The organism is Chitinophaga silvatica (genome assembly GCF_003419895.1).
GTDB classification, from domain to species: domain Bacteria; phylum Bacteroidota; class Bacteroidia; order Chitinophagales; family Chitinophagaceae; genus Chitinophaga; species Chitinophaga silvatica.
This window is the reverse complement of sequence record NZ_QPMM01000019.1, coordinates 83,763-107,642: the sequence shown is the minus strand read 5'-3', so window position 1 is coordinate 107,642 and position 23,880 is coordinate 83,763. Positions and strand designations below refer to the sequence as shown.

Annotated in this window: 17 protein-coding genes; 11 read left to right on the top strand and 6 right to left on the bottom strand. The window is 40.9% G+C overall.

The window, feature by feature from the left end:
* Positions 1-62: 62 nt before the first annotated feature.
* From DVR12_RS26830 to DVR12_RS27850, 4 genes are all read left to right on the top strand, one after another.
* Entirely contained in the window at positions 63-1,709 is a 1,647-nt protein-coding gene (locus tag DVR12_RS26830) for a vitamin K epoxide reductase family protein (RefSeq protein WP_116978903.1), read from the top strand.
* 51 nt (positions 1,710-1,760) lie between these two features.
* Positions 1,761-2,348 carry a hypothetical protein gene (locus DVR12_RS27855; RefSeq protein WP_199417215.1) on the top strand — a complete coding sequence of 196 codons (588 nt, stop codon included), beginning with the start codon at positions 1,761-1,763 and terminating at the stop codon, positions 2,346-2,348.
* 65 nt (positions 2,349-2,413) lie between these two features.
* Positions 2,414-2,674, top strand: coding sequence for a hypothetical protein (locus DVR12_RS27515; RefSeq protein ID WP_147323547.1), 261 nt, complete (start codon positions 2,414-2,416; stop codon positions 2,672-2,674).
* Between the two features lie 87 nt (positions 2,675-2,761).
* Positions 2,762-4,126 (top strand): glycosyltransferase family 25 protein, encoded by a 1,365-nt coding sequence (locus DVR12_RS27850; protein ID WP_199417214.1) that lies wholly within the window; start codon positions 2,762-2,764, stop codon positions 4,124-4,126.
* Here DVR12_RS27850 and DVR12_RS26815 read toward each other — a convergent pair.
* The 6 genes from DVR12_RS26815 to DVR12_RS26790 are packed head-to-tail and all read right to left on the bottom strand — an operon-like array spanning position 4,084 to position 15,002.
* Positions 4,084-4,791, bottom strand: a complete 708-nt coding sequence (locus DVR12_RS26815) for a phytanoyl-CoA dioxygenase family protein (protein ID WP_116978901.1) — start codon at positions 4,789-4,791, stop codon at positions 4,084-4,086. The two genes, DVR12_RS27850 and DVR12_RS26815, sit on opposite strands and share 43 nt — an antisense overlap.
* Positions 4,792-4,847: 56 nt before the next feature.
* The gene (gene uxuA, locus DVR12_RS26810; RefSeq protein WP_116978900.1) at positions 4,848-6,017 is read right to left on the bottom strand and encodes a mannonate dehydratase; all 1,170 of its coding nucleotides are present in this window, start codon (positions 6,015-6,017) and stop codon (positions 4,848-4,850) included.
* A 5-nt stretch (positions 6,018-6,022) separates the two neighbouring features.
* Entirely contained in the window at positions 6,023-8,365 is a 2,343-nt protein-coding gene (locus DVR12_RS26805) for a glycoside hydrolase family 3 N-terminal domain-containing protein (RefSeq protein ID WP_116978899.1), read from the bottom strand.
* 5 nt (positions 8,366-8,370) lie between these two features.
* Positions 8,371-9,972 carry an endo-1,4-beta-xylanase gene (locus DVR12_RS26800; RefSeq protein ID WP_116978898.1) on the bottom strand — a complete coding sequence of 534 codons (1,602 nt, stop codon included), beginning with the start codon at positions 9,970-9,972 and terminating at the stop codon, positions 8,371-8,373.
* An 18-nt stretch (positions 9,973-9,990) separates the two neighbouring features.
* Positions 9,991-11,814, bottom strand: a complete 1,824-nt coding sequence (locus DVR12_RS26795; RefSeq protein ID WP_116978897.1) for a RagB/SusD family nutrient uptake outer membrane protein — start codon at positions 11,812-11,814, stop codon at positions 9,991-9,993.
* Between the two features lie 20 nt (positions 11,815-11,834).
* Positions 11,835-15,002, bottom strand: a complete 3,168-nt coding sequence (locus DVR12_RS26790; RefSeq protein WP_158563386.1) for a SusC/RagA family TonB-linked outer membrane protein — start codon at positions 15,000-15,002, stop codon at positions 11,835-11,837.
* Positions 15,003-15,375: 373 nt separating this feature from the next.
* Between DVR12_RS26790 and DVR12_RS26785 the strand changes: the two genes are divergently transcribed.
* The 7 genes from DVR12_RS26785 to DVR12_RS26755 all read left to right on the top strand — a co-directional run bounded on the left by DVR12_RS26785 (position 15,376) and on the right by DVR12_RS26755 (position 23,841).
* Complete coding sequence (locus DVR12_RS26785; protein ID WP_116978895.1) at positions 15,376-16,410, top strand: LacI family DNA-binding transcriptional regulator; 1,035 nt, start codon at positions 15,376-15,378, stop codon at positions 16,408-16,410.
* 75 nt (positions 16,411-16,485) lie between these two features.
* Positions 16,486-18,618, top strand: coding sequence for an alpha-glucuronidase family glycosyl hydrolase (locus DVR12_RS26780; protein WP_116978894.1), 2,133 nt, complete (start codon positions 16,486-16,488; stop codon positions 18,616-18,618).
* A 28-nt stretch (positions 18,619-18,646) separates the two neighbouring features.
* Complete coding sequence (locus DVR12_RS26775) at positions 18,647-19,390, top strand: SDR family NAD(P)-dependent oxidoreductase (protein WP_199417213.1); 744 nt, start codon at positions 18,647-18,649, stop codon at positions 19,388-19,390.
* An 11-nt stretch (positions 19,391-19,401) separates the two neighbouring features.
* Positions 19,402-21,330, top strand: a complete 1,929-nt coding sequence (locus DVR12_RS26770) for a sialate O-acetylesterase (protein WP_116978892.1) — start codon at positions 19,402-19,404, stop codon at positions 21,328-21,330.
* Between the two features lie 63 nt (positions 21,331-21,393).
* On the top strand, positions 21,394-21,795 hold the full coding sequence (locus DVR12_RS26765; RefSeq protein WP_116978891.1) for a DUF5856 family protein: 402 nt from the start codon (positions 21,394-21,396) through the stop codon (positions 21,793-21,795).
* A 322-nt stretch (positions 21,796-22,117) separates the two neighbouring features.
* Positions 22,118-22,660 (top strand): RNA polymerase sigma-70 factor, encoded by a 543-nt coding sequence (locus tag DVR12_RS26760; protein ID WP_116978890.1) that lies wholly within the window; start codon positions 22,118-22,120, stop codon positions 22,658-22,660.
* A gap of 56 nt (positions 22,661-22,716) precedes the next feature.
* On the top strand, positions 22,717-23,841 hold the full coding sequence (locus tag DVR12_RS26755) for a FecR family protein (protein ID WP_116978889.1): 1,125 nt from the start codon (positions 22,717-22,719) through the stop codon (positions 23,839-23,841).
* The last annotated feature ends 39 nt before the right edge of the window (positions 23,842-23,880 follow it).

Here is a 23,880-nt window from a genome sequence, read left to right as displayed (position 1 = left end):
TTTTCACTGTAAACAGATCCAAAATCAATAAACATCCTCAATACACTTGAAAAAATTATTTTATGCTGCCATTATTGACAACGCTTTTCATTCCGAAAATAGATGAAGCAGAAATTACCTGGCAATTATCCAATGAATTGGGTACCAGGGTATCTTATACAGCTATCAAAAATAAGATAACAGATCATCCTTATTTTCCCACTATGCTCAGCATTAGTGATGTACTACACTCTTTCAGGATAGATAATGTAACAGCTGTATTTGATAAAGAACAGTTACTACATATACCCACTCCGTTTATTACACTTATTAGGGGGAAGTCGACATCTCAGAAGCGGTTTGCAGTGGTTAAAAAGGTGAATCATGCAATTGTTGAATATTTTAACGTTGAAATACGAAAGTGGGAAACAGAAGCTTATGGTGAATTTATCAAACGGTTTGATGGTATTGCTATGGTTCCTGAAGCAATGAGTGAGGCAGGAGAAGCGACTTATGAATTAAACATTCGAAAGGAAAAAAAAGCGCGGTTATCAAAATACCTGTTAGTATCCTTGCTTCCCTTGGTATTATTGCTATCTGGCTTTACCTCCATATTCATTCAGGGCTTGTCTGCCTTATTACCTTTTCTGTTTACTTCGTGTATGCTTCTCGGTCTCCTGGTCAGTATTTTATTATTGATGTATGAAATCGATAAGTATAATCCGGCCATCAAACAAATTTGTTCTACGGGAAATAAAGTTAGTTGTAGTGCAGTTTTATCCTCTAAAGGTGCCAAATTTTTGGGCATTAGCTGGAGCAAAATTGGCTTTACTTATTTCTTCGGTAGCCTCTTTTTATTACTTGTGGGGGGGCTTACCAACCCGAATGTTTTAACTGTATTATCCTGGCTCAGTTTATCCGCGCTTTCATATATAGTCTATTCTGTGTATTATCAATGGAAGGTGGCCCGTCAATGGTGTGCGCTTTGTCTTTCTATTCAGTTTGTATTATTGGCTGCAGGAATAATCGCTTTAATTGGTAGTTGGATTAATTCAGAGATTCCTTCAATAGAATGGCCTGTTTTGTTCTGGCAGTTAGTGGCTGCATATACATTTCCTGTAATAATAGTTTATTTATTAATTCCTGCCTTAAAGAATGCCCGGGAAGCCCGTGAAACTAAATTGGAATTGCAACGACTTAAACATGATCCTCAAATATTTAAAGCACAATTATTACAGCAATCCAGATTGGAAGAAGTGGCAACCGGACTTGGAATATCAATGGGAAATCCTGATGCTGCACATAAAATTATCAAAGTGTGCAATCCATATTGTGGCCCATGTGCAATGGCACATCAACCTTTAGAGGAACTGCTATCAGCAAATCCCGACTTACAGGTTCAAATTATTTTCACAGCAACTAATAATGAGCAGGATATTAAATCCTATCCTGTAAAACATCTGATGGCAATTGCAGCACAATACCCTGAAGAAACAGTTAAGAGGGCTTTGGACGACTGGTACATGCCTGAAAAAAAGGATTATGCACTATTTGCAGCAAAATATCCAATTGCAGAAGAAATCTTGTTTGCACAAGGATTTAAGCTTGAAACAATGAGTGACTGGTGTAAAAGGATAAATATTGAATTCACACCTACATTCTATATTGATGGTTACCAATTGCCATCTATGTACTCCATTGAAGATCTCTCTTATTATTTAAATAGTTAACCTCAGGGCTGCCCTGGCCCTGATTTTTTTCACAATTCAAAATTAAAAAAAATGACTAAATCAAATTTGACGGCTCAGCAATTGGGAGCCAAAGAAATTCTTAGCCGTGAAGAATTAAAAACCTTGTCTGATACGGGTAGTGATGGTTGTTCTGCATCAGTTGTGTGTTCAGCCGATAATGGTACAAAAAGCTGTTCATGTGGTAAGGGTGGTACTTGTTCATCTACTGCTACTAGCGTATCATGTGTCTGCAAGGTATCAGATACAGATACCGTAACCTGGTCATTACAATGCCCTCCTGATAAAGGTAGTGGCAGCGGTAGTGGTAGTGGTAGTGGCAGCGGTAGTGGTAGTGGTAGCGGAAGTGGTAGCAATGGAGGAGATCCAGCTACCTATTTAAGCAAAATAGTTAATAATTCTAATGCAGTAGTCACTATTACTGTTGATGGCTATCCTCGCACCGTTAACCCACTTAATACAATTAGCTTTAACCTTACCGGAGGAAATCACTCGTTTATTATTCCTTGCATGGCATCCGGATCCGCGTTAAACTACCAGCTAACTCCGTATTTTAATTTTTCTTGTAATGTTAGTTCCACTTTCCTTATTTCTGGTCCATTAGAGATTGTAATTTCCTAATAACTTAATTCCGGGATCACCTGTAAACAGGTGATCCCTTTCCATATAATTATAAAGCGGAAAATATGGGGAAATTGAAACTATTAGCAAGAGAAATGGGAATAACAGAGGTGCTTAGCCGGGAAGAACTAAAAACAATTTGTGGTGTTCCCAAAGCATTTCTACCTGGCAGTTGTTCGGCTAGTATTGTTTGTAAAGATGGAACTTCTAAGGAATGTTCCTGCACAAATGGAGTATGTGGATCAGTGGCATCGGCTGTAAGTTGTGCTTGCCAGACAGAAACTGAAACTAATGTTGTTGTTTTAAGTTGTAGTGGTCTTGATTAAGAAAATGTTTTGTTCTCATAATAGCATCAGTGGGGGATTGGTCTGGCCACCTGCTGATGCTTCATTTACCTTAAAATCATTAATACAATGGATCTGATTAACCCTCTTGTACAGGTATATGCTGTAAATCTGAAAAAAAGATCTGATCGTAGAGAGCACCTGAAAACAGAGTTTGCAGGAAGAACAGGTTTTTCTTTGCACATAGTTGAAGCAATAGAAAACTCTTTTGGTGCATTAGGATTGTGGCAAACTATATGTAAGATAATATCTAATTTATCGAAACCTGAAGATGATTTTATTATTTTTTGTGAAGATGATGTTGAATTTACAGAACATTTTACTCATGAATATCTACTCGAAAATATTGCAATGGCAAAAGAAAAGGATGCAGATATGCTTTTAGGAGGTGTAAGTTGGTTTGGAAATAGTCTTCAGATAACTGATTCCCTCTTTTGGGTAGAGAATTTTTCAGGATTACAATTCACAATAATATTTCGTAAGTTTTTTAACACTATTTTAAATGCATCTACTGTTGTAATGAAAGCTACCGATTTTCATCTGGCCTCGCTTACAAACAATGTTATGTTTATGCATCCATTTATTGCAGTACAAAAAGAGTTTGGTTACTCTGATGCAACTCCTGATAATAGCATGGAAGGAAGAGTAACTGCATTGTTTAATACCGCGGTAAATAAGGCCAATATCCTGAAAACAGTAAGGCAGCAGTACATGCAAATAGAAAAAGAACAAACAGGGTCAATTATATCTTTACCCCCTGACCTGACAATTCCAACCTATGTTATTAATCTTCCTGAGAGGACAGAAAGATTATCTCATATCATCGATCAATTTAAAGAGCGTAACGAATTTGATGTTACTATAGTTCCTGCCGTAAAACATTCTATAGGAGCCTATGGCCTTTGGTTGAGCATGAGAAAAGTGATTGCTCTTGCTATTGAAAATGATGATGATGTAATTGTTATGTGTGAAGATGATCATCAATTTACAAAAGACTATAGAAGAGAACATTTTTTGAAACAGGTTCTTGAAGCTCATGATCAAAATGTTTATTATCTATCTGGTGGTACTGGAAAGTTTGATCATGTAGTACCAATTACAGAAAACAGATTTTGGGTAAATCATTGCTTGTCCTGTCAATTTCTTGTCCTTTACAGACCTTTTTTTAAACATATTTTATCCAAATCTTTCGACGAAAAAATAGTTGCAGATCTTGCCTTTCCTCTTATGACAAGTAATAAAATGATATTATATCCATTTATCTCCACACAAAGAGATTTTGGATATTCGGATGTAACAGAACTACATAATATTGAAAAGGGCATTGTTGATAACCTATTTACTGAAAGTGACAGAAGACTGGCGAAGATTCAGCAGGCATACCTACGATATCATAATTTCTCTGCCCAATTAATCCCTGCAGGCAAATCCTGATTACTCAATTCTATATGAACTACACGCCTGTTCTGATTATTTGTACTTCTGGATGAAGCATGTAAAAGTAATGGTTGCATAATCATTATTCCTCCTTTTGCTACTTCGCAGCTAACTTCAGGAGTGTTTTGAAGATCGATGGACGATGGTCTGATAATCCCTTTCTTATGGGAACCTGGGATTACTTTAAGAGCCCCATTCTGGGTGGTAGTATCATCGAGGTGGATACGAATGGTATAAATATTTTCCAATAAATCTACCGGTGGCTGAACGGCATATTGGTCTGGTTTAACTGTCCATGGGCCATAGCCAGGTATTTCAGTTTTTTGATCTACAGAAATTGTAAGGTCCTGGTGCCAGGCTACAAACCAATTTGAATTACCGGGTTTATCAAAGTAGATCGACTTTACAGTGAAATAATCACTTCCGAAAAGGGTATGAATAATATTTTTTAGTTGTTGATTGAAGATGATGGGAGATGCTTCAGGAATTACATTCAAAAATCGACGAATGGCAAATAAATCGGCAGTTTTTCTGAATAAGGGATGATTAGTATCGGTATTATCAATCAAACTAATTAATTCATTAACAACGTCAGCTGAGAAAACCTGTTCAATTACTGTAAAACCATTTTCAGAAAGCTGCTGTTTATAAATCTCGTACATAAAATAGTCGTTGTGCCAACAAGGTACAACGACTTTCTATTTTTTTATCAATCGGTTTATCTAAACCCGGCAGCTAATCCCAATTCTAACCCTCTGAGTTCTGCGAGTCCTTTTAACCGTCCAATGGCTGAATATCCCGGGTAGGTGCTTTTATGAAGATCATCCAGCATCTGATGTCCGTGGTCCGGGCGCATAGGAATGGATACTTTTCGTTTCTGCATTAATGTTAGTATCTCTTTTACTATGTGTACCATATCTACACTTCCTGCAAGATGCGGTGCTTCATAGAAATTTCCTGCTGTATCCCTGAATGTATTTCTGAGGTGTAGAAAATGAATATTATCTCCAAATTTACTTATCATCTCAATCAGGTTATTATCCTCTCTTACGCTTAAAGAACCGGTACAGAAGCATAACCCATTGGCAGGTGAAGGAACAGCAGAGAGTATTGCAGCAATATTTTCTGAATTACTCACTATACGGGGTAATCCCAAAACCGGATAAGGAGGGTCGTCCGGATGTATTGCAAGTTGTAAACCCAGGGCTTCAGCCACCGGAACAACTTCTTTAAGAAAGTAAAACAAATGCTGTTGCAGCTTATTAGCATCAATATCCCGATACGTTTCGAGTGCCTCCAAGACCTGGGAAGTTGTAAAGGCTACGGAACTACCTGGAAGTCCGAGTAACGCGTTATTATATAAAACAGCTTTCGTTTGTTCGGAAGCATTGGCAAAGTAATCGGTAGCCAGTTCTATTTCCTTTGCTGTGTAGTCCTTTTCTGCATTTGGGCGCTTTAATTGAAACAGGTCAAATGCAATGAACGCTGCCCGTTCATAACGCAAAGCCAGACTACCATCAGCAAGAGGATACCGAACATTCGTGCGTATCCAGTCGAGAATCGGCATAAAGTTGTAGGTAATCACTTTAATACCGGCTTCTGCCAGGGCACGCATACTTTCCTTATAATTGATAATATGCTCCTTATAGTTACGGGATTGAGTTTTAATATCTTCACTAACGGGTAAACTTTCGACAACAGTCCAGTTCATACCGGCAGCATTGATCAACTCTTTTCGTTTAGTTATTTCCGATAGTTCCCATTTTTCGCCAACCGGAATATGATGCAGTGCAGTTACCACGCCCGTGCATCCGGCTTGCCTGATATCCATCAGACTTACCGGATCATTAGGGCCAAACCAACGCATCGTTTGTTCCATCATATACATATCACCTAGTGTATTTTTCCTGCATTTAATGTTAAGGTACAACTGCCGGTTTCATCAGAAGAGGTACCTACCATAATTGTAAATGTTCCCGGTTCTGCTATCCAATTCATATTCTTATCATAAAACGAAAGCATTGCTTTGTTGATCGAAAAGCTTACTTCTTCAGATTGTCCGGGCTCCAGCTCTATTCTTTTAAATCCTTTTAACTCTTTAACGGGGCGGGTGACACTTGAGTAGTCGTCGCGAATATACAGTTGTACTACCTCTGTGCCTCTAAGTTTACCGGTATTTGTAACGGTTACTTTAACCTGTGTTGTTTCAGCCAGATTGATACTGCTTTTGGATAACACTGGCTGGCTATAGTTGAAGGTAGTGTAGCTGAGACCGTGACCGAAAGCAAAGAGCGGGCTTACTTCATATCCCAGGTTATATCCTCTGCGGGCTGAAGGCTTATAATTGTAATAAGCGGGTATATGACCAGCGGAGCGGGGGAAAGAAATCGGAAGCTTGCCACCTGGATTGATGACGCCAAACAGCGCATCCACCATTGCATAACCGCTTTCTTGCCCCAGGTACCAGCATTGAATGAGAGCAGGAACCGCATCCACCAAACCGTTAATTGCTAACGGTGGTCCACTGTTCACAAAAGCACACGTTGGTTTGCCCAGGGCAGTTATTGCGGAAATTAATTCTTGTTGTCCGTTCAGTAAGTCGAGGGTGGGTAAGTCACCCAGGTGATTGGATGCCCATCCTTCCCGGCTCATGGTAGGTTGCTCGCCTACGAATAGTACAACTGCGTCGGCTTGTTGGGCGATTTTTATAGCTTCGGCAATTTTCTCTTTATTAGTAGTATTGTTTACCAATCTCACTGTATCTGCGAACCAGTTATCGGTATCGGCCAATGAAACTCCTTCTGCATATAAAATTTTAATATCGTTACCATAACGCTCGCGCATAGCCTGTAACGGAGAAGTAGTAACACGTGGAGTTCCTGAGTAACCGCCTAAAAGGCATTTATTGGCATTAGGTCCAATAAATGCGATGGTTTTAATATTTTCTTTATGCCATGGTAATACCTGATGATCGTTTTTCAACAATACCATAGATTCCTGCGCTGCTTTATAGGCAATGGCGCGTTTAGTCGGGCTGCCTACAATTTCATCTGCTTTGGCATCCTCCACGTATGGATGCTCAAACAAACCTAATCTGAATTTTGCTATCAGTATGTGGGTAACTGCGGAATCCAGATCAGCCAATTTTAGGTTGCCCGACTTAACGGCATCTTCCAGGAATTTGAATCCATCCGGATCGGGGGTTTCAACTTCTATACCTGCATTGAAAGCCAATGCTCCGGCTTCTGCCAGGGAAGGAGTTATTTTGTGGAGAGTTTGTACATCTCTTACTGCATAGTAGTCAGATACTATCACTCCTTTAAAGCCCCATTCTTTCCTTAAAATATCTTTTAACAGATAACTGTTGATATGTGCCGGCAATCCGAAAACTTCATTATAACAAGCCATTACATTCATGGCATTACCTTCCTTTACGGCGGCTTCAAAAGGCTTGAAGAATACTTCTCTGGCCGTACGTTCGTCGATATTACTTGGAGCAACGTTCAGTCCACCTTCACTTTGACCGTGTATGCCAAAGTGTTTAAGCGTTGCGGCTACTTTATTGGGAGCCAGGTAGGTACCATTACCTTGGTAGCCTTTAAGTGTAGCAACTGCCAAACGTGAAGTCAGGTAAGGATCTTCGCCCAATGTTTCTTCCGTCCTTCCCCAACGTGGATCTCTTACAATATCGATTACGGGAGCTAATACCTGATGACCGCCTCTTGCCCTGATTTCTTCGGCAACATTGCTATAGATTTCGGTAAGCAATGCTTCATCCCAGGTACTGGCTAAGGCAATGGGAACAGGAAAGTTGGTAGCATCCTGAGTTTGTTGTCCGTGTAGCGATTCTTCATGTACGATAACAGGAATGCCTAAACGTGTTTTTTCGATGAAGTAATGTTGGATTGCGTTATATAAAGCTGCCTGTTCGGCAGGATGTCTGCCTGTACTGTTAGGGCCGTATCGTTCATTTAAGCGGGCCAACTGACCTAATCCGTTTTTAAGAACCGGTGCGGCTTTATGAGGATCAAAATTGCCCTGTGCATCCAGGATCTGGGCTTTTTGGCCCCATAAGCATTGGGTTTGCATTATCTTTTCCTGGAGGGTCATTCTGCTCAGCAAATCCTTTGCTCTGGCATCGGGCGATAAGTGTGCGTTTTTATATGCTGGTAGTTGTTGCCCATGCCCTAATTGCACACATAGCAGGGCAACAGCCAGCAAAAATTTTTGTTGCATAGATATTATTTACCTGTCAGACCTTGCAGCATTGCACTGTAGGCAGGTTTTTTATTGTAGTTGTTATCGTACAATAATGGATATTCTTTACCGCCGTTATACAACCAGCTATTTTTGTCGTTCACACCCCATACGGTGATTCCGGCCTGTTGTGCAGCTGGTATGTATTTCATATAGGAGGCTACAACATATTTGTATATAACTGCCTGATAAGCGAGTAATTCAGGAGTTGGTTGAGGAGCTGCACTTCCAGCCATTGCTTTTACATCCAGTTCTGATATTCTGATTTTGAGGCCGGTTGCTGCCAGCTTCTTCATCATATTATCGATTCCCGGAGTAGCGGTTAAGCGGGAAATATGCATTTGAGTACCGATTCCATCAACTTTCGCCCCCTGATCTTTTAATTCCTTTACAAAAGCAATTAAGCTATCCAACTTTGCATTATTGGATTCCAGTTCATAATCGTTGATATATAACTCGGCAGATGGATCTGCAGCCTGCGCATATTTGAATGCTTTTAAAGCCCATCCTCTGCCCATGTAATCAGACCATACCAGTACATCATTAGCTGTATTGGCAGTATTGTTATTATTTCTGATAGCTACCGGGCTCGATGAGAATGGTTCATTTACTACATCCCAGGCATGTACTTTATCTTTATAGTGTGAAACCATTCCGGTGATGAACTTCTTCATGGCTGTATCCAGCTTCAATACTATCTGGTCTGCACCTCCGGTTTCAATTACTTCCTGAACGCTTACATCATCGATATAATAGGTGTTTGCAGCCTGCCCCATATCAAAGAGAAAGGTAGTAGAAACCAGATCTGCTGTGATGGTCCAGTTTACTTGTTGCCAGCTGGTACCGATAGTCTGATCACCCTGGTACTGAGCATTGGTAGGACCAGAGGATAATCTGATAGATCCGTTGGCAGCCGCGGCTTTTACCCAGTAGGAAATATTGTATTTCTTGCCGATGGTAGTAGCGAAAGCAGTACTTGATACCTGAACACGCCATTGGCTACCAGGATATCCAACCGGGTTTACAACTTTCATAGCACCGCTGCCTGAATGAACATCATTTTTATCGTTGGTAGCTGTAATGGTAGAAGTACCGGCCGGGTTACCGGAATTAAAGATGCTCCATCCGGTCAGGCCATTTTCAAATCCTCCGTTGGTAGAGAGTTCTACAGCCTGTGGTTTAATGATACCTGCATAACGCTTTAAGTAATCAGCATTTTGATTCTGGTGCCAGCAAAGGGTATGACCAAATACAGTCATACCATTCACTGCGTTCATCATTGCATCGGCATTAGTGAAGTTCAATGATCCGTCGCTTTGTACAATTGCTCCATGCTTCATTTCGTAGCCAAAGGTTACAGAGTTGAATGCATTTTTAACGATGGAGGCAAACTGCCCCTCATTCATGAGGGGAGTATAGTTGATAGCAACGCCAATTGGAAATTTTGCTGCATCTTTTAATGCCATAGTTGAATCACCAAAATTGCCGGTTGCCTGTATATTTACTTTTACTTCTTTATTGCAGGCGGTATTTAAACAAGCAGCTGCCAGTAGTAAAAGGGATGTATATTTATTGATAGTAAGCATATCTGTGATTTAAAGAGATTAATTATAACCTGGATTTTGATACTTTGCTTTATCGTCGTCTGCTACTGCATCCAACTGTCCTTTCGGAATCGGACGAAGCATGTGGAATGATTGGATTCGTGCAGCACCATCCGGGTTATTTTTCTTTACACGATCTACCAATACACCTCTTACTGCCAGGTCGGGCCAGCGGCTGGTTTCACCACAAAGCTCTCTGGTTCTTTCGTCGAGTATAAAATCAAGGGTTATCTCTGCTACTGAGTTTACTTTAATTCTGTTATACCGGGTTTGTATTTCGGTTGAAGAAAGTCCTGCTCTGCTGGCAGCTCTGAGTTTTAGTACATTGATATATGTTACTGCATCATCAGGATGTCCTGCTTTCAGTGCGGCTTCAGCAGCCAGTAGGTAGAGCTCAGAGAATTTGCTTACAACAAAGGGGCGGCCTCCCTGATCATTTGCAGCCAGTTTAGCCGGATCTTCATATTTGCTAAGGCTTGGATACATATTTCTGGTAGCAGTTGCATCTGTAGATCCACTAATGATGTAAAATTCACTCGGGCTAATTACTCTGTAAGGAACCAGGCGTGCACCGGCAGGCTTTATACCATTCAGAGAATCGGCTATTCTGTCTGTTTTTGCAAGTATGAATGCAGTATCCTTATCGGCAGTAAATCCGCCTCCGGTAACAGAAGCCATGTATACGGTACGGAAACTTCCGTCATATCTGCTATCATTATCTTTATCGGCAAATGCAGTTTCATAGAGCCATTTGGTAGGACAAAAACGTCTGATCGGGCGTCCGTACGTTGGTGTACGGGTAGAAACAGGTTGAGTGGAAGAGCTGTTTAAAGGCGCCCTTACAGAAGTATAGTCACCAACGAAATCGTTATTGGCATCTATTCCTTTAGAGCCACCAATGCTGCCCGGATCGCCTACTTCATTGGCAATATTGTTTCCTGGGATTCTTTCAACTGCATAAAGGATTTCTGAATTGTAATCATTCCCAGGTTTGTGAACATCCGCATAGTTTGCCTGTAATGCTACTCCATATTTTGCAGGATTGTTGATTACCTCTGTTGCTGCGGCATATGCCTTATTGAAATCATCGGGCTGTTTAGCAGCTGAATAACCTCTGTGTATATATGCTTTGGCTAACAGATGAAATGCTGCGGCTTTAGAAAGATTAAATGCTTTCTCGCTGCGTTTATCCGGCAGGTTTTGCGATGCGAAGATTAAATCTTCTATAATAGCATTGTAATTTTTTACAAGTATTTCATTAACCGGCAAACGGTTGAATCCCTGGTATGGCTGCTCATTAAATTTTAGGTCGCCACTTCCCAAATCTACAGGCACTGCACCAAATTGTTGTACAAGCAACATATAGTACTGTGCTCTAAGGAATCTGGCTTCTCCCAGTTTAGGCGCTTTAACTGCATCCGGAAGATTAACAAAGGAAGCAAAATCAACTACAGCATTAGCCAAATTGATATTTGAGTAGTTACGGTTCCAGGGAGTTTGAATAGCACCGTTAGCGAAATCCAGCGTATAATTACCTAATGTCAGGTAGTCGGCTGTACCACCGGCTCCATTTCTTGGCTGTTCTCCATAGGTAAATTCATCTGTACCATCCACTCCGATACCAGTAGCACCTTCAGGCCCGAAATTGTAACGCATGCCGGAATAAAGCGCATAGATCGCATTTTGCCAGCCTTCAGTTGTTTTAAAATAATCTTTAGTAAAGACAGTATATGGATGTTCTTCTAATTTCTTATTACAACTGCTGGTAGTAAGCATTAGGCTTCCTGCGGCAGCAAAGAGGAATTGATATATTGACTTCTTCATAATTCAAATGTTAAATCCGGTTAAAGTGTAATGTTAGCGCCAAAAGTGAAAGAGCGGGTAGGAGGAGTGCCTGCACCGATGGTTATAGCACCATTTCCACTACCATTAGCTCTTAAATTGCCCGGGTTACCAACACCCTGGTTGCCAACTCCGGTACCTTCAGGATCTACGCCTGTTTGTTTGAAGAAAGGCGAGAACAAGGTAGCTACGTTATCAACTGTGAAGTACAAACGAATTTGTTGGGCTTTTAACTGATTTAATAAATGACTGTTGAAAGTATATCCGAGGTTCACACTTCTGATCTTAACGAAGCTGGCATCATAATATCCGAGAGTAGTCCATGCAGTACTGATAGTACTGATAGTGTTGGATGGCATAGGGAACCAGTTACTTGGATTGGTAGGTGTCCAGTAATCTACTTTGATACCACTGCGTTTACCATCCATGTTGGTTAGATAGGAAGCTACCGGCTGATGCAACTGGCTTACTAACAATCCCCCAAAACGTGCATATAATACAAAGCTGAAATCTATTCCCTTGTAGGATAATCTGCTGGTGAAACCTCCCTGTAACTTAGCATCCATACTACCGATAACATATCTGTCGTATGCCTCACTTATTTTACCATCCGGTTTACCATCCGGGCCACTGCGATCTTCCAGCTTTATCATACCCGGAGATGCACCATATTTAGCGGCTTCCTCAGCTTCATTCGACTGCCATATTCCTAGCTTTTTGTAATCATATATAGCAGTCATAGGATAACCTACGAATAACTGATTCGCAATATCCTGTGTAACCTGGTTACTAAGTTTGAGGATTTTGTTTTTGTTGAAGAAGAGATTAAGATCGGTTGTCCAGGTAACACCACTGGCCGAACGAATATTAACCGTAGATAAGCTCAACTCCATTCCTTTATTTTCCATTTCTCCGATGTTGGTCTGATAAGCACCTGCAACACCACTGGTAGGAGGAAGTTGAACATTATAAAGGATATTGTTTGTTTTAGTATGATAGTACTCAATAGTACCGGTGATACGATCTTTCAGTAAACCGAAATCCAATCCTATGTTATTGGTTTGAGTATACTCCCATTGCAGGTTTGGATTAGGAAGTGTAACCAGTTGGTAGCCTGTTTTAATATCTGATCCGAAATTATATCTGATAATATTACCTGGAGCAGTGAGGTAGTTGTTGTTGGAAACCAGGCCTAATGAAGCATATGGACTAACCGCCTGATTGGATGTTTGACCCCATCCCACTCTTAGTTTCAGGTTTGACAGAACAGGAATATTCTCCATAAAGCTTTCCTTGCTGATGATCCAGCCAGCAGAAACAGCAGGATAGGAGTGCCATTTTCTGCCGGGAGCCAAACGGGAAGATCCATCCATCCGACCAGTAAGCGTAAGTAAGTAGCGATCATCGTATGCATAGTTTACTCTGGCCATGTAGGAAATCAGTGCCCATGAATTTTCTCCACCACCCAGTGTTGGATATGGGGTGGCATTGGAGAGAGATAAATTATAGAACTGTACGAAATCATCTGCAATAGAGTCTTTGGAAGCAGAGGAATTGTGTAAATGATTTTCCTGTATGCTATATAAACCGGTGAAGCCTATACGATGTTTACCAATTTCTTTATCGTAGTATAACAGGTGTTCGAGTGTATAACCCCATGCTTCTTCGTTGAATACAGAAGCGGTATTACCTCTGTTACCTCTGAAGAAGGCTGGTCTTAAAGCAGTATTGCTGCTCTGGAACTGATCATTTTCCTGCTGACGATAGCTGAGGCCCAGGTTCATTCTATATTTCAATCCATCAATGATCTGATACTCGCCATAAAAACTATTATTGGTAGTTAAGCGACGCATTTTATCAACCCAGTTGTTATCATTATTCTTTAGAAGAAGTGGACTATAGGTAAATGCGTTGTTATCGTCGAGGTTTCCATTTGGTAACGGAATAACTTTTCCTAAGCTGTCGTAAGCCGGCATCAGCGGGCTATTGGCAAGAATAGGGAACATTGTTTTACCAGCCACGAACTGAGCGCCGTTAGTAATACTTACCTGGTTTAAAGTAGCTAAACCAACTTTCAGTCTTTTACCAATGCGGGTATCAACAGTAGCTTTAGCAGAATAGCGAGAGAAATCTTGTCCGGGTAACACTGCTTTTTCGTTGTAATAGCCACCGCCGAGTGAGAAGGTATTGCCTTCATGGCCACCGGAGATGGTTATATTATTATCGGTACGATGACCGTTTGAGTACATCAGGTCTTGCCAATCGGTAGTTCTGCCGGTAGCCATGGATTTTATTTCTTCCGGCTGATATCCGCCACCCCAGGTAGAGATATTACGCATGGATTGATATTCAGAGGCATTGAAGACAGGATATTTATTGGCAACCGTGCTGATACCATAGTATCCATTGTAAGCGATGCGGGTTTCTCCGTTTTTACCACGTTTGGAAGTAACGATGATTACGCCGTTGGCGCCTCTGGAGCCATAGATGGCGGTTGCAGAAGCGTCCTTGAGCACATCAATGCTGGCAATATCGCCGGGGTTCAGGTCATTGAGGCTTCCTTCGAAAGGAATGCCGTCAACTACCACCAGAGGATCGTTGGAGCCACTGATAGAGCGTGTGCCTCTGATCCTGATTTGAGCGCCGGCTCCGGGAGCGGTTCCGGTACGTTGAATTTCGAGACCGGCAGCGCGGCCCTGCAAGGCTTGCTGGATGTTGGCTGCAGGTACTTCCCGTAATGCAGCATCATTAACGGAAACGATGGCGCCGGTAATATCTTTTCTCTTTTGAGTACCATAGCCGACAACAACAACTTCGTTCATGTCTTTGGCTGCGGGAACTAGTGCAACAGTAAATTTTTTGGAAGCATCCTCTACTATCACTTGTTTTTCAGCGAATCCCATGCTGGTGATAATAAGCGTATTGCCTTTGGAAGCAGAGATAGAGAATTCACCTACAGCGTTGGTAACGGTGCCGTTACTGGTTCCTTTTATTTGGATAGATGCGCCGATAACGGGTTGTCCGCGTTCGTCGGTTACTAATCCTTTTACAATAAGGTTACTAAGTTGTGCTGTGGTTAAAAGAGGTAATTGGCAAAGTAGGGCTGCCAGTATGAGGCTGCATAGCAATTGCCATTTCTTGGTATAGCGTGGAAGAAGTGGATTGATCATTTTTCCATATTTTGATTGATAAAATGAAATCGGTTGTAATAACGTGTTGATCAGTCGGTTAGTGGATGCTGTAATGTTTCTGATCTCCTGAAATATAGAGTGGTGGCTTATATAAAGCGGGCTATCCATCAAATACATGATGGAGGCCTACCAAAGTATGAGCTAACTTCCTGATTGGGCAGCAGTTGGCAGCTTTTTTCATAACGTCTAAATCGTGGAGCGTGGAAAATAAGATAAATATTGAGTCCTATGCACTATTCATTTCTCAGAACGAATATAGTGTAAATTTTAAAAAATACAACCGATTGTATTTTTTATTTAGAATTTTTCCTCTTTTATTTGTGTTGGAATTATATTTTCCGGCTACCGTTCTATGTCAGAAGAAAAAGAAATCACTATATACGATATAGCTAAGCATCTGAATATTTCCGCCACTACTGTAAGCAGAGGCCTGAAAGATCACCCCAGCATTAATATCCGTACCCGTAAAAAAATTGCGGAAGCGGCCAGGCAGCTGGGTTACCGCTCCAATACTTTTGCCAGCAGCCTGCGTAGCAGGCGTACCCAAACCCTTGGCGTAATAGTGCCCAGGCTGAATAGTAGCTTCATGTCGGCCGTTCTGGCCGGAATGGAAAATGCTGCCAGCAGGGAAGGGTATAACCTGATCATCGCCCAGTCGCTCGAACAGGCTAATAAAGAAATGGAGAACGCTGAAACCATGTTTAATAAACGGGTGGATGGCTTACTGGTATCTCTGGCCTATGGCACAGAAAGTATTCAGCATTTCGATATCTTCTTTAATAAAAAGATCCCTGTCATCTTTTTCGATAGGGTTGCTGCCCATCCCGATGGCGCTAACGTAGTTATAGATAACTATGGAGCCGCATACCAGGTTACCAGGCACCTGATTCAGCAAGGCTGTAAGCGAATTATGCACCTCGGTGGCAATACTTTGCTCAACGTGTATGCCGACCGGTTACGGGGCTATAAACAAGCCCTGGCCGACCATAAACTGCCCTTTGATGAGAAATTGGTATTGAATGGAAATCTAACAGAAGAATGGGGTACGGAAGCAGCTCAGTATATCCTTCAATTTAAAGCCAAAGAACGCCCCGATGCTGTATTCAGCGCCAACGACACCGCGGCTGTCTATTGCATGATCGCCCTCAAGGCGGCTGGTATTAAAATACCCCAGGATATCGCTTTCGCCGGCTTTAATAATGATCCAATCAGTAAAGTTATCGAGCCTAATCTTACTACTGTCAATTATCCAGGATATAGCATGGGCCAGGCTGCTGTTACTTCTCTGGCCAATCACCTGAATGGAAATACCGATATTAACGCAACGAATACCATTGTGTTACGCTCAGAATTAATCATTCGCGACTCCTCTTTGAAAAACAAATAGCAGTAATTCCAAAATTTTTTCTGATTTTTACGCAACCGATTGTATTTTTATTGCAAATCGTCAACCGTAAACGTTATGAAAAAATTAAGCCTTATTATCCTCTTATGCTTATCTGTACTGCATTTGAGTGCAGAAGACGGGTATGAACTATGGTTGAGATACCGGCCAGTGAATGACCCGGCTCTGCTAAAAGAATATAAAAAAATCACCTCAGCCGTCCGGATTTTAGGAAATACTCCAACGGATACTGCTATACGTAATGAAATGCTTGCAGCATTACCCACTATGTTGCAAACCAATATACCTGTCAACACCCCGGCCGCTCCATCCCTCCTCATCGGAACACTGGATCAAATCAACCGCCAGATCGATCTACCTGTAATCCATAATACAAATGATGAAGGCTTTATTATTAGTAATGCTACCATTAAAGGAAGAAAAGTAACGATCATTACAGGTAAAACTCCCATTGGTGTATTGTATGGCACTTTTCAATTCATAAGAATGCTACAAACCAATCAATCTGTTACTGATTTGCCTGTAGTTTCTTCTCCCAAAGTACAATTGCGATTACTTAATCACTGGGATAATCTTACCAGATATGTAGAGCGGGGTTATGCCGGAATCTCCATCTGGAACTGGCACTTACTGCCTGCATTCCTGGACCCGAGATATACCGATTATGCCCGCCTCAATGCCTCCGTCGGAATCAATGGGGTAGTGCTAAATAACGTGAATGCAAATGCCGATATCCTTACTGCTCCGTATCTCGAAAAGGTAGCTGCTTTGGCAAAAGTATTCAGACCTTACGGTATTAAAGTATACCTCAGCGCCAGGTTCTCTGCTCCCATAGAAATCGGGCATCTCTCTACCGCCGATCCACTCAATGATAGTGTAAAGCTCTGGTGGAAAAATAAGGCCAACGAAATCTATTCCCAAATCCCCGACTTCGGCGGCTTTTTGGTAAAGGCTAATAGTGAAGGTCAACCTGGCCCACAGGCTTATGGCCGTAATCATGCCGATGGTGCCAACTTACTAGCCGATGCTGTGGCACCTCATAACGGAATTGTTATCTGGCGTGCTTTTGTATATGATCCTGAAGCTAACGACCGGTTCAAACAAGCCTACGATGAATTTAAACCACTGGATGGTCGCTTTCATAGTAACGTGCTTGTACAGGTGAAAAACGGACCTATAGATTTTCAACCCCGTGAACCTTTTTCACCTCTCTTTGGCGCCATGCCCAATACTCCTTTAATGCTGGAAGTTCAGCTCACCCAGGAATACCTGGGCCAGGCTTCTCATCTCGTTTATGAGGCACCGTTATTCAAAGAAGTACTGGATGCGGATACTTATGCAAAAGGAAAAAATAGCCAGATATCCAAAATAATTGATGGCAGCCTATACGATCATAAAATTTCAGGTATAGCCGCCGTTAGTAATATTGGTAATGAACAGAACTGGACTATGCACCCTTTTGCTGCAGCCAACTGGTACGCCATAGGCAGGTTATCTTGGGATCATAGCCTCTCCAGCGAAAGTATTGCCAGCTCCTGGATTAAACAAACATTTGGTAACGATAAGGATATTCAAACGCCAATCCTGAATATGATGATGTCGTCGCGCGAAGCTGTGGTAAACTATATGACGCCGTTAGGACTGCATCACCTCATGGGAAATGGCCATCACTATGGCCCTGCTCCCTGGAGCAATAATTTACCAAGAGAAGATTGGAATCCGGTATACTATCATCGTGCAGATAAATTTGGTTTAGGTTTTAACCGAACAAGTACCGGTACCAATGCTTTAGTGCAATATCAACCTGCGGTTCAGCAACAGTGGGCAGACAGCAATACCTGCAGTGATCAGTATCTGCTTTGGTTTCACCATGTAAGCTGGTCGCACCGCCTGAGCTCCGGACTCAATCTCTGGGAAACCTTATGCAAAAAATATACAGATGGTGTGAGTGCTGTAAAGGATATGCAACAAACCTGGCAATCTTTAAAAGAGAAAATTGATGGGGAAAGATTTGAGCGTGTAGCCATGTTGCTAGCTATCCAGCATACAGAAGCACAGTGGTGGAGAAATGCCTGCCTGCTATATTTTCAGACGTTCTCCGGACAACCCTTCCCTTCAAATTTTGAAAAACCAGATCATACATTGGAATATTATCAACAATTAAAATTCAGGTACGCTCCGGGTAACTAATAATATTAAACAGGAACATTACATGCAAATGCAAACTAAACGAGTAGCGATCATCACGGGAGGTGCTTCAGGAATAGGAATGGCTATTACTGAGAGATTTGTAGCTGATGGAATTCATACAATAATCGTGGGAAGAGATGCCGAAAAATTAAATCAGGCTAAAAATAAACTTGGTAACTTATGCTATCCATACGAATTTGATCTCAATCAACTCTCTGATATTCCTGTATTAATCAAAAAAATAAAGGAAGAACATGGGCAAATTGATATACTGGTTAATAATGCAGGCATCAATATGAAAAGAGATTTTATGGAAACTTCGGATGAAGCATTTCAACAAATCATTACCACAAATGTAAATGCTGTTTTTGCAATCTCCAGAGAAGTGATCAGCTACATGCTTCCCAATAAAAAAGGAAGTGTGTTAAATATCAGTTCAATGGCCGCACAATATGGTATGCCCCGCGTAATTGCCTATAGCGCCAGTAAATCGGCGATTGATGGAATGACAAGAGCAATGGCAGTGGAACTATCGCCAATGGGTATACGAATAAATGCGATTGCACCCGGTTTTATTGAAACTGCCATGACAGCGGTAGCACTAAATTCAGACCCAGAAAGAAAACATAAAGCTATCAGTCGCACCCCTATTGGCCATATGGGCCAACCCCTGGATGTGGCTGAAGCTGCCCTGTTTTTATCGTCAGATGCTGCTAAATTTATTACCGGTGTTATTCTGCCGGTCGATGGTGGTAACTCTATCGGTTTTTAGAAACTTTTCCTATGCGACGGATCTTTTTCTCTTTGCTATTATTATACGGCTCTCCTGCTTTTTCGCAGATCAGACTTCCTAAACTGATCAGTGATGGAATGGTGCTACAGCGTGATGCAACTGTTAATATCTGGGGTTGGGCATCAGCAGGCGAAAAAGTTACGCTGACTTTTAACCAGCATGTATATACAACAACCACTGATACCAATGGCAGATGGGAGATCAAATTACCATCTCAAAAGGCTGGTGGTCCGTATACTATGACAATTAATGGCAAGAACAATATAAGCCTGAATAATATCCTGATTGGAGATGTATTTATTGCCTCCGGGCAATCGAATATGGAATTGCCAATGGAGCGTCTGAAAGATTATTACCCGGAAGAACTGCTGACAGCCAGTAATGAAATGATCAGGTATTTTGCTGTTCCATCGCGCTATAGCTTTAATAAACCTTTAGAAGATTTTGAGAATGGTAATTGGGTGAAAATTGATACTTCTACTATTCGTAAAATATCTGCTGTCGCTTATTTTTTCTCGAAATCGATTTACCAGAAATACCATGTGCCTATAGGCATTATCAAAGCCGCTCAGGGTGGAAGTTTGGTTGAAGCCTGGTTAAGTGATGAATCCATGGAAAAATTTGATGAACAACGGGCATTGTTGGCTAAACTGAAAACTGGCAGTTATCTCGATAGTATCAGGCGTACAGACAGTGCTAATGCTGCTAATTGGTATACTCACTTATGGGCTACCGATGCTGGCATACAAGCTGCAACTCCCTGGTACTCTTCCTCATTGGATGATAGCAATTGGGATCACATCAAGGTGCCTGGTTATTGGAAAGAGCAAAAACAGAACGACTTTCATGGTGTAGCATGGTATCGCAAACATTTTACAGTTAGTGCTCAAATGGCTGCCGGAGCAACTAATTTATGGTTAGGGAATTGGGTCGACCGGGATTCCGTATTCCTGAACGGTAAATTTGTAGGAACAACAGGTTATCAGTATCCCCCCAGGAAATATACCATCCCACCGGGTGTATTAAAGGAAGGAGAAAATATTCTGACGGTAAGAGTAATAAATTATACCGGTATGGGTGGAAGTTATGAAGATAAGCCCTATAAATTATTTAATGCTACTGATACAATTCAATTATCCGGTACCTGGAAGTTTAACATCGGGTCAGCAGTGCCAGAGATAGCAAAACAAACGGCATTATACCGGCTGCCAGCAGGCCTCTTCAATGCAATGATCAATCCTCTGCTTTCTTATACAATGAAAGGAGTGATCTGGTATCAGGGAGAATCAAATGCAGATGAATTTCCGGAAAGCTACGATACTTTATTTCCCGAATTAATAAAAAGCTGGAGGAAACAATGGCGGCAAAACAATGATCAATTTCCCTTTATCTATGTGCAACTGGCCAATTACATGAAGGCGAGTGAAGTGCCGCAGGAAAGTAATTGGGCACGAATCAGGGAAGCGCAACGGAGAGCATTGAAAATTGGGAATACGGGAATGATAGTGGCAATGGATGTAGGAGAATGGAACGATATTCATCCTTCAAATAAAAAAGTAGTAGGAGAGCGCTTGTCGTTAATGACACAGCAATTAATGTATCATGAACCGAACATTATAGCATCAGGACCATTGTATGAGAGTAGCAGGATTGCTGGAAATCAGATTATTCTGAAGTTTAGGAATACAGGCAGTGGACTGATGGCAAGAGATGGTGAGTTAAAAGGTTTTGCAATATCGGGAAAGGATAAACGATTTGTGTGGGCATCGGCAGTCATAAAGAATAATACTATAGTAGTGCAATCGCCTGAAGTAAAGCAACCATTGTATGTCAGGTATGCATGGGCAGATAATCCGGTTACTGCAAATTTAATAAATAGGGAAGGCTTACCAGCCGCTGCGTTTACAACAGAGAAATAGCAGTCTGTAACGTTTGGAATCCTGATTAATTCGTAGATTTATAGAACATAAAAACTTTAAACTATGAGTTCAACTGCAGTAAAAGACGCGACTAAAAATCAGATGGCGCAAGTTTCTCAACTGTTTGGAGATATGTTTTCTTTCAACAGCAGTCTTAAGCTGATCCATTGGGGTATAACCGGGAAAGGAAGCTATGCAGCGCACATTGCACTTGATCAGGCCATCAAAACCCTGCTAAAAACTACAGATCGTTTGGTTGAAACCACGATGGCTACTTTGGGTGATTTAAACATTGTTATCCCGGAAACCAGGAATCCTAAGGATTACATTGGTTATATAGAGGGATTTTATGATCACGTAGATGATATGAGAGATAGTTTTAAAGAGAAGTTTGCTCAATCAATTATTGATGATTACCAGGAAGGAATCAAACAATTATTGTTTAGATTGAAACGATTAATGTGAATATAGTATTATAGTTTGTTAAATTAATACCGGTGGACAATGCCTGCTTAAAAATAATTGAAAGATTCCACGTTGGCCCTGAAAAGAGATTTCTGAATAAGAAATCTCTTTTTATTTTTGGGATTCACCCTTTTTAAAATTCTGATTGTCTAAATAGAGAATGAACGGAATTGGCAGATAGTAAAGTAACTTGAATTATCAAATATTGGTCATTTGAATGGTCTGGTCACTAGTTTTTAAGCAATTTTTTGATTTTATTTTTTAGAAAGATTAATATACAGCTGTTTTTAGGGGATTATTTTATAGCAGTACAAACGGACCTATGTTTCAACCAGACATTAATAGGTCGGAGAATTTTGAAGAATTGTTCAGGTTACACTATTCCAATCTATGTGTTACTGCTTATTATGTAGTGGGCGATGAAGAAACTGCAAAAGACATTGTACAGGATTTCTTCCTTTATTGTTGGAATAAGCGCAATGCGCTGTCTATTGCCAATTTTGCCAGTTATGCATCCAGATCAGTAAGGAATGCTTCACTGAATTACATTAAGAAAGCAGGCCGGATAGATTTTGAGCCGCCAGAGACGATAGTGGTAAGAGCCGAACAAATTCCCGACGAGGATTATCAACCAGATGAAAGTAAGAATGCTGCCCTTTGGGCGGCCATTTCGCGTTTGCCGGAACAGCGGCAACGTATTTTTTTAATGAGCAATAAAGATGAGTTAAAATACAAGGATATTGCCGACAAGCTGGGGATTTCAATAAATACTGTAAAAACACAGATTAAGCTGGCTTATCAGTTTTTACGTAAGGAATGTGATTGGGTCATAAAAATTTTAATTTTTATAAATTTTTTGCCCTGATCAGGATTTTCATTCACCCTTTTAAAAACCTGGATTGTCTATAACAAGTAATCTGAATGGAACACGCAGATAAAAATATTGATTGGGATAAGCTTTTAGCACTCTCGGATGGTGACCTATCCGGGGAAGATATCATGAATTTAACTGAAGAAGAACGTGAACAATTAAGAGTAGCCGTTGAATTAAAGCTTCGGATTAAAGAGGAACAACTGTTGGCAAGGTTCCCTGTAGAAGAAGGATGGAAACGATTTCAGAACAGACCGAAGGTTCATAGGACTATTTTCAGCTATTGGAAAATGGCTGCCGCTATTTTATTGCTGCTTACTTCCTCAATAACAGTATGGCTTTTTACCACCAAAAAAACTCAAACTCCACAGCTGGCGAATTATACCCCTTCACATAAAGCGGAAATCCGTTTGGCTAATGGTAAGGTTCTGGTTTTATGTGATAGCGCTGAAACAGAAAAGCAGGGAATTGTAGATATAAAGGCTACAAATAATGCAGTGGTTTATGCTGCAAATAATGCATCAAATACAACCGTAAGAGTGGATACACTGATAGTACCCCGGGGAAATAAGGTTTCTCTGGAGCTTTCTGATGGTACTAAGGTTACATTAAATGCAGCTTCCAGTCTGATTTTTCCTTCTTCTTTCAATGGAAACACAAGATCTGTAACACTTACAGGAGAAGGGTATTTTGAAGTAAATGGAAATGAAAACAGTCCGTTTATCGTTCAGACTGCAGGTATAAATGTTAAGGTATTGGGCACTGCGTTTAATGTAAACGCATATGATCAAACAATTTATACTACGTTGGTAAATGGTAAAGTTCAGGTAGCTACTCCAGGTAAACTAACAGTATTAAAGCCCGGAGAGCAGCATTTGTATGATATAACGGATAGGAAAGAAGAAATAACTAAAGTTGAGACGCCTTTATATACAGCCTGGCAGGAAGGTATAGTTTACTTTGAACATAGTAGTTTATTATCTATTACCAAGGTGCTTAGCAGAGATTATGACTACGATTTTGTATTTAATGATAAGGAGTTGATGGATGCTCAATTTAGATTGGAGATACCACATCCAACTTCATTACAGTTATTATTAGACCAGATTAGCCGTATTTCCGGGAATATAACCTTTACAGTAAAAAATAGAGTTGTATACATTGATAAAAAATAGCATCAACCATTCAAAGAGGATTGTCAACTGATGGCCTTT

Excerpts from the sequence above, each read along its gene's own strand:
- DVR12_RS26830 (WP_116978903.1), top strand. The coding sequence starts at position 63 with ATGCTGCCATTATTGACAACGCTTTTCATTCCGAAAATAGATGAAGCA.
- DVR12_RS27855 (WP_199417215.1), top strand. The coding sequence starts at position 1,761 with ATGACTAAATCAAATTTGACGGCTCAGCAATTGGGAGCCAAAGAAATT.
- DVR12_RS27515 (WP_147323547.1), top strand. The coding sequence starts at position 2,414 with ATGGGGAAATTGAAACTATTAGCAAGAGAAATGGGAATAACAGAGGTG.
- DVR12_RS27850 (WP_199417214.1), top strand. The coding sequence starts at position 2,762 with ATGGATCTGATTAACCCTCTTGTACAGGTATATGCTGTAAATCTGAAA.
- DVR12_RS26815 (WP_116978901.1), bottom strand. The coding sequence starts at position 4,791 with ATGTACGAGATTTATAAACAGCAGCTTTCTGAAAATGGTTTTACAGTA.
- uxuA (WP_116978900.1), bottom strand. The coding sequence starts at position 6,017 with ATGTATATGATGGAACAAACGATGCGTTGGTTTGGCCCTAATGATCCG.
- DVR12_RS26805 (WP_116978899.1), bottom strand. The coding sequence starts at position 8,365 with ATGCAACAAAAATTTTTGCTGGCTGTTGCCCTGCTATGTGTGCAATTA.
- DVR12_RS26800 (WP_116978898.1), bottom strand. The coding sequence starts at position 9,972 with ATGCTTACTATCAATAAATATACATCCCTTTTACTACTGGCAGCTGCT.
- DVR12_RS26795 (WP_116978897.1), bottom strand. The coding sequence starts at position 11,814 with ATGAAGAAGTCAATATATCAATTCCTCTTTGCTGCCGCAGGAAGCCTA.
- DVR12_RS26790 (WP_158563386.1), bottom strand. The coding sequence starts at position 15,002 with ATGATCAATCCACTTCTTCCACGCTATACCAAGAAATGGCAATTGCTA.
- DVR12_RS26785 (WP_116978895.1), top strand. The coding sequence starts at position 15,376 with ATGTCAGAAGAAAAAGAAATCACTATATACGATATAGCTAAGCATCTG.
- DVR12_RS26780 (WP_116978894.1), top strand. The coding sequence starts at position 16,486 with ATGAAAAAATTAAGCCTTATTATCCTCTTATGCTTATCTGTACTGCAT.
- DVR12_RS26775 (WP_199417213.1), top strand. The coding sequence starts at position 18,647 with ATGCAAACTAAACGAGTAGCGATCATCACGGGAGGTGCTTCAGGAATA.
- DVR12_RS26770 (WP_116978892.1), top strand. The coding sequence starts at position 19,402 with ATGCGACGGATCTTTTTCTCTTTGCTATTATTATACGGCTCTCCTGCT.
- DVR12_RS26765 (WP_116978891.1), top strand. The coding sequence starts at position 21,394 with ATGAGTTCAACTGCAGTAAAAGACGCGACTAAAAATCAGATGGCGCAA.
- DVR12_RS26760 (WP_116978890.1), top strand. The coding sequence starts at position 22,118 with ATGTTTCAACCAGACATTAATAGGTCGGAGAATTTTGAAGAATTGTTC.
- DVR12_RS26755 (WP_116978889.1), top strand. The coding sequence starts at position 22,717 with ATGGAACACGCAGATAAAAATATTGATTGGGATAAGCTTTTAGCACTC.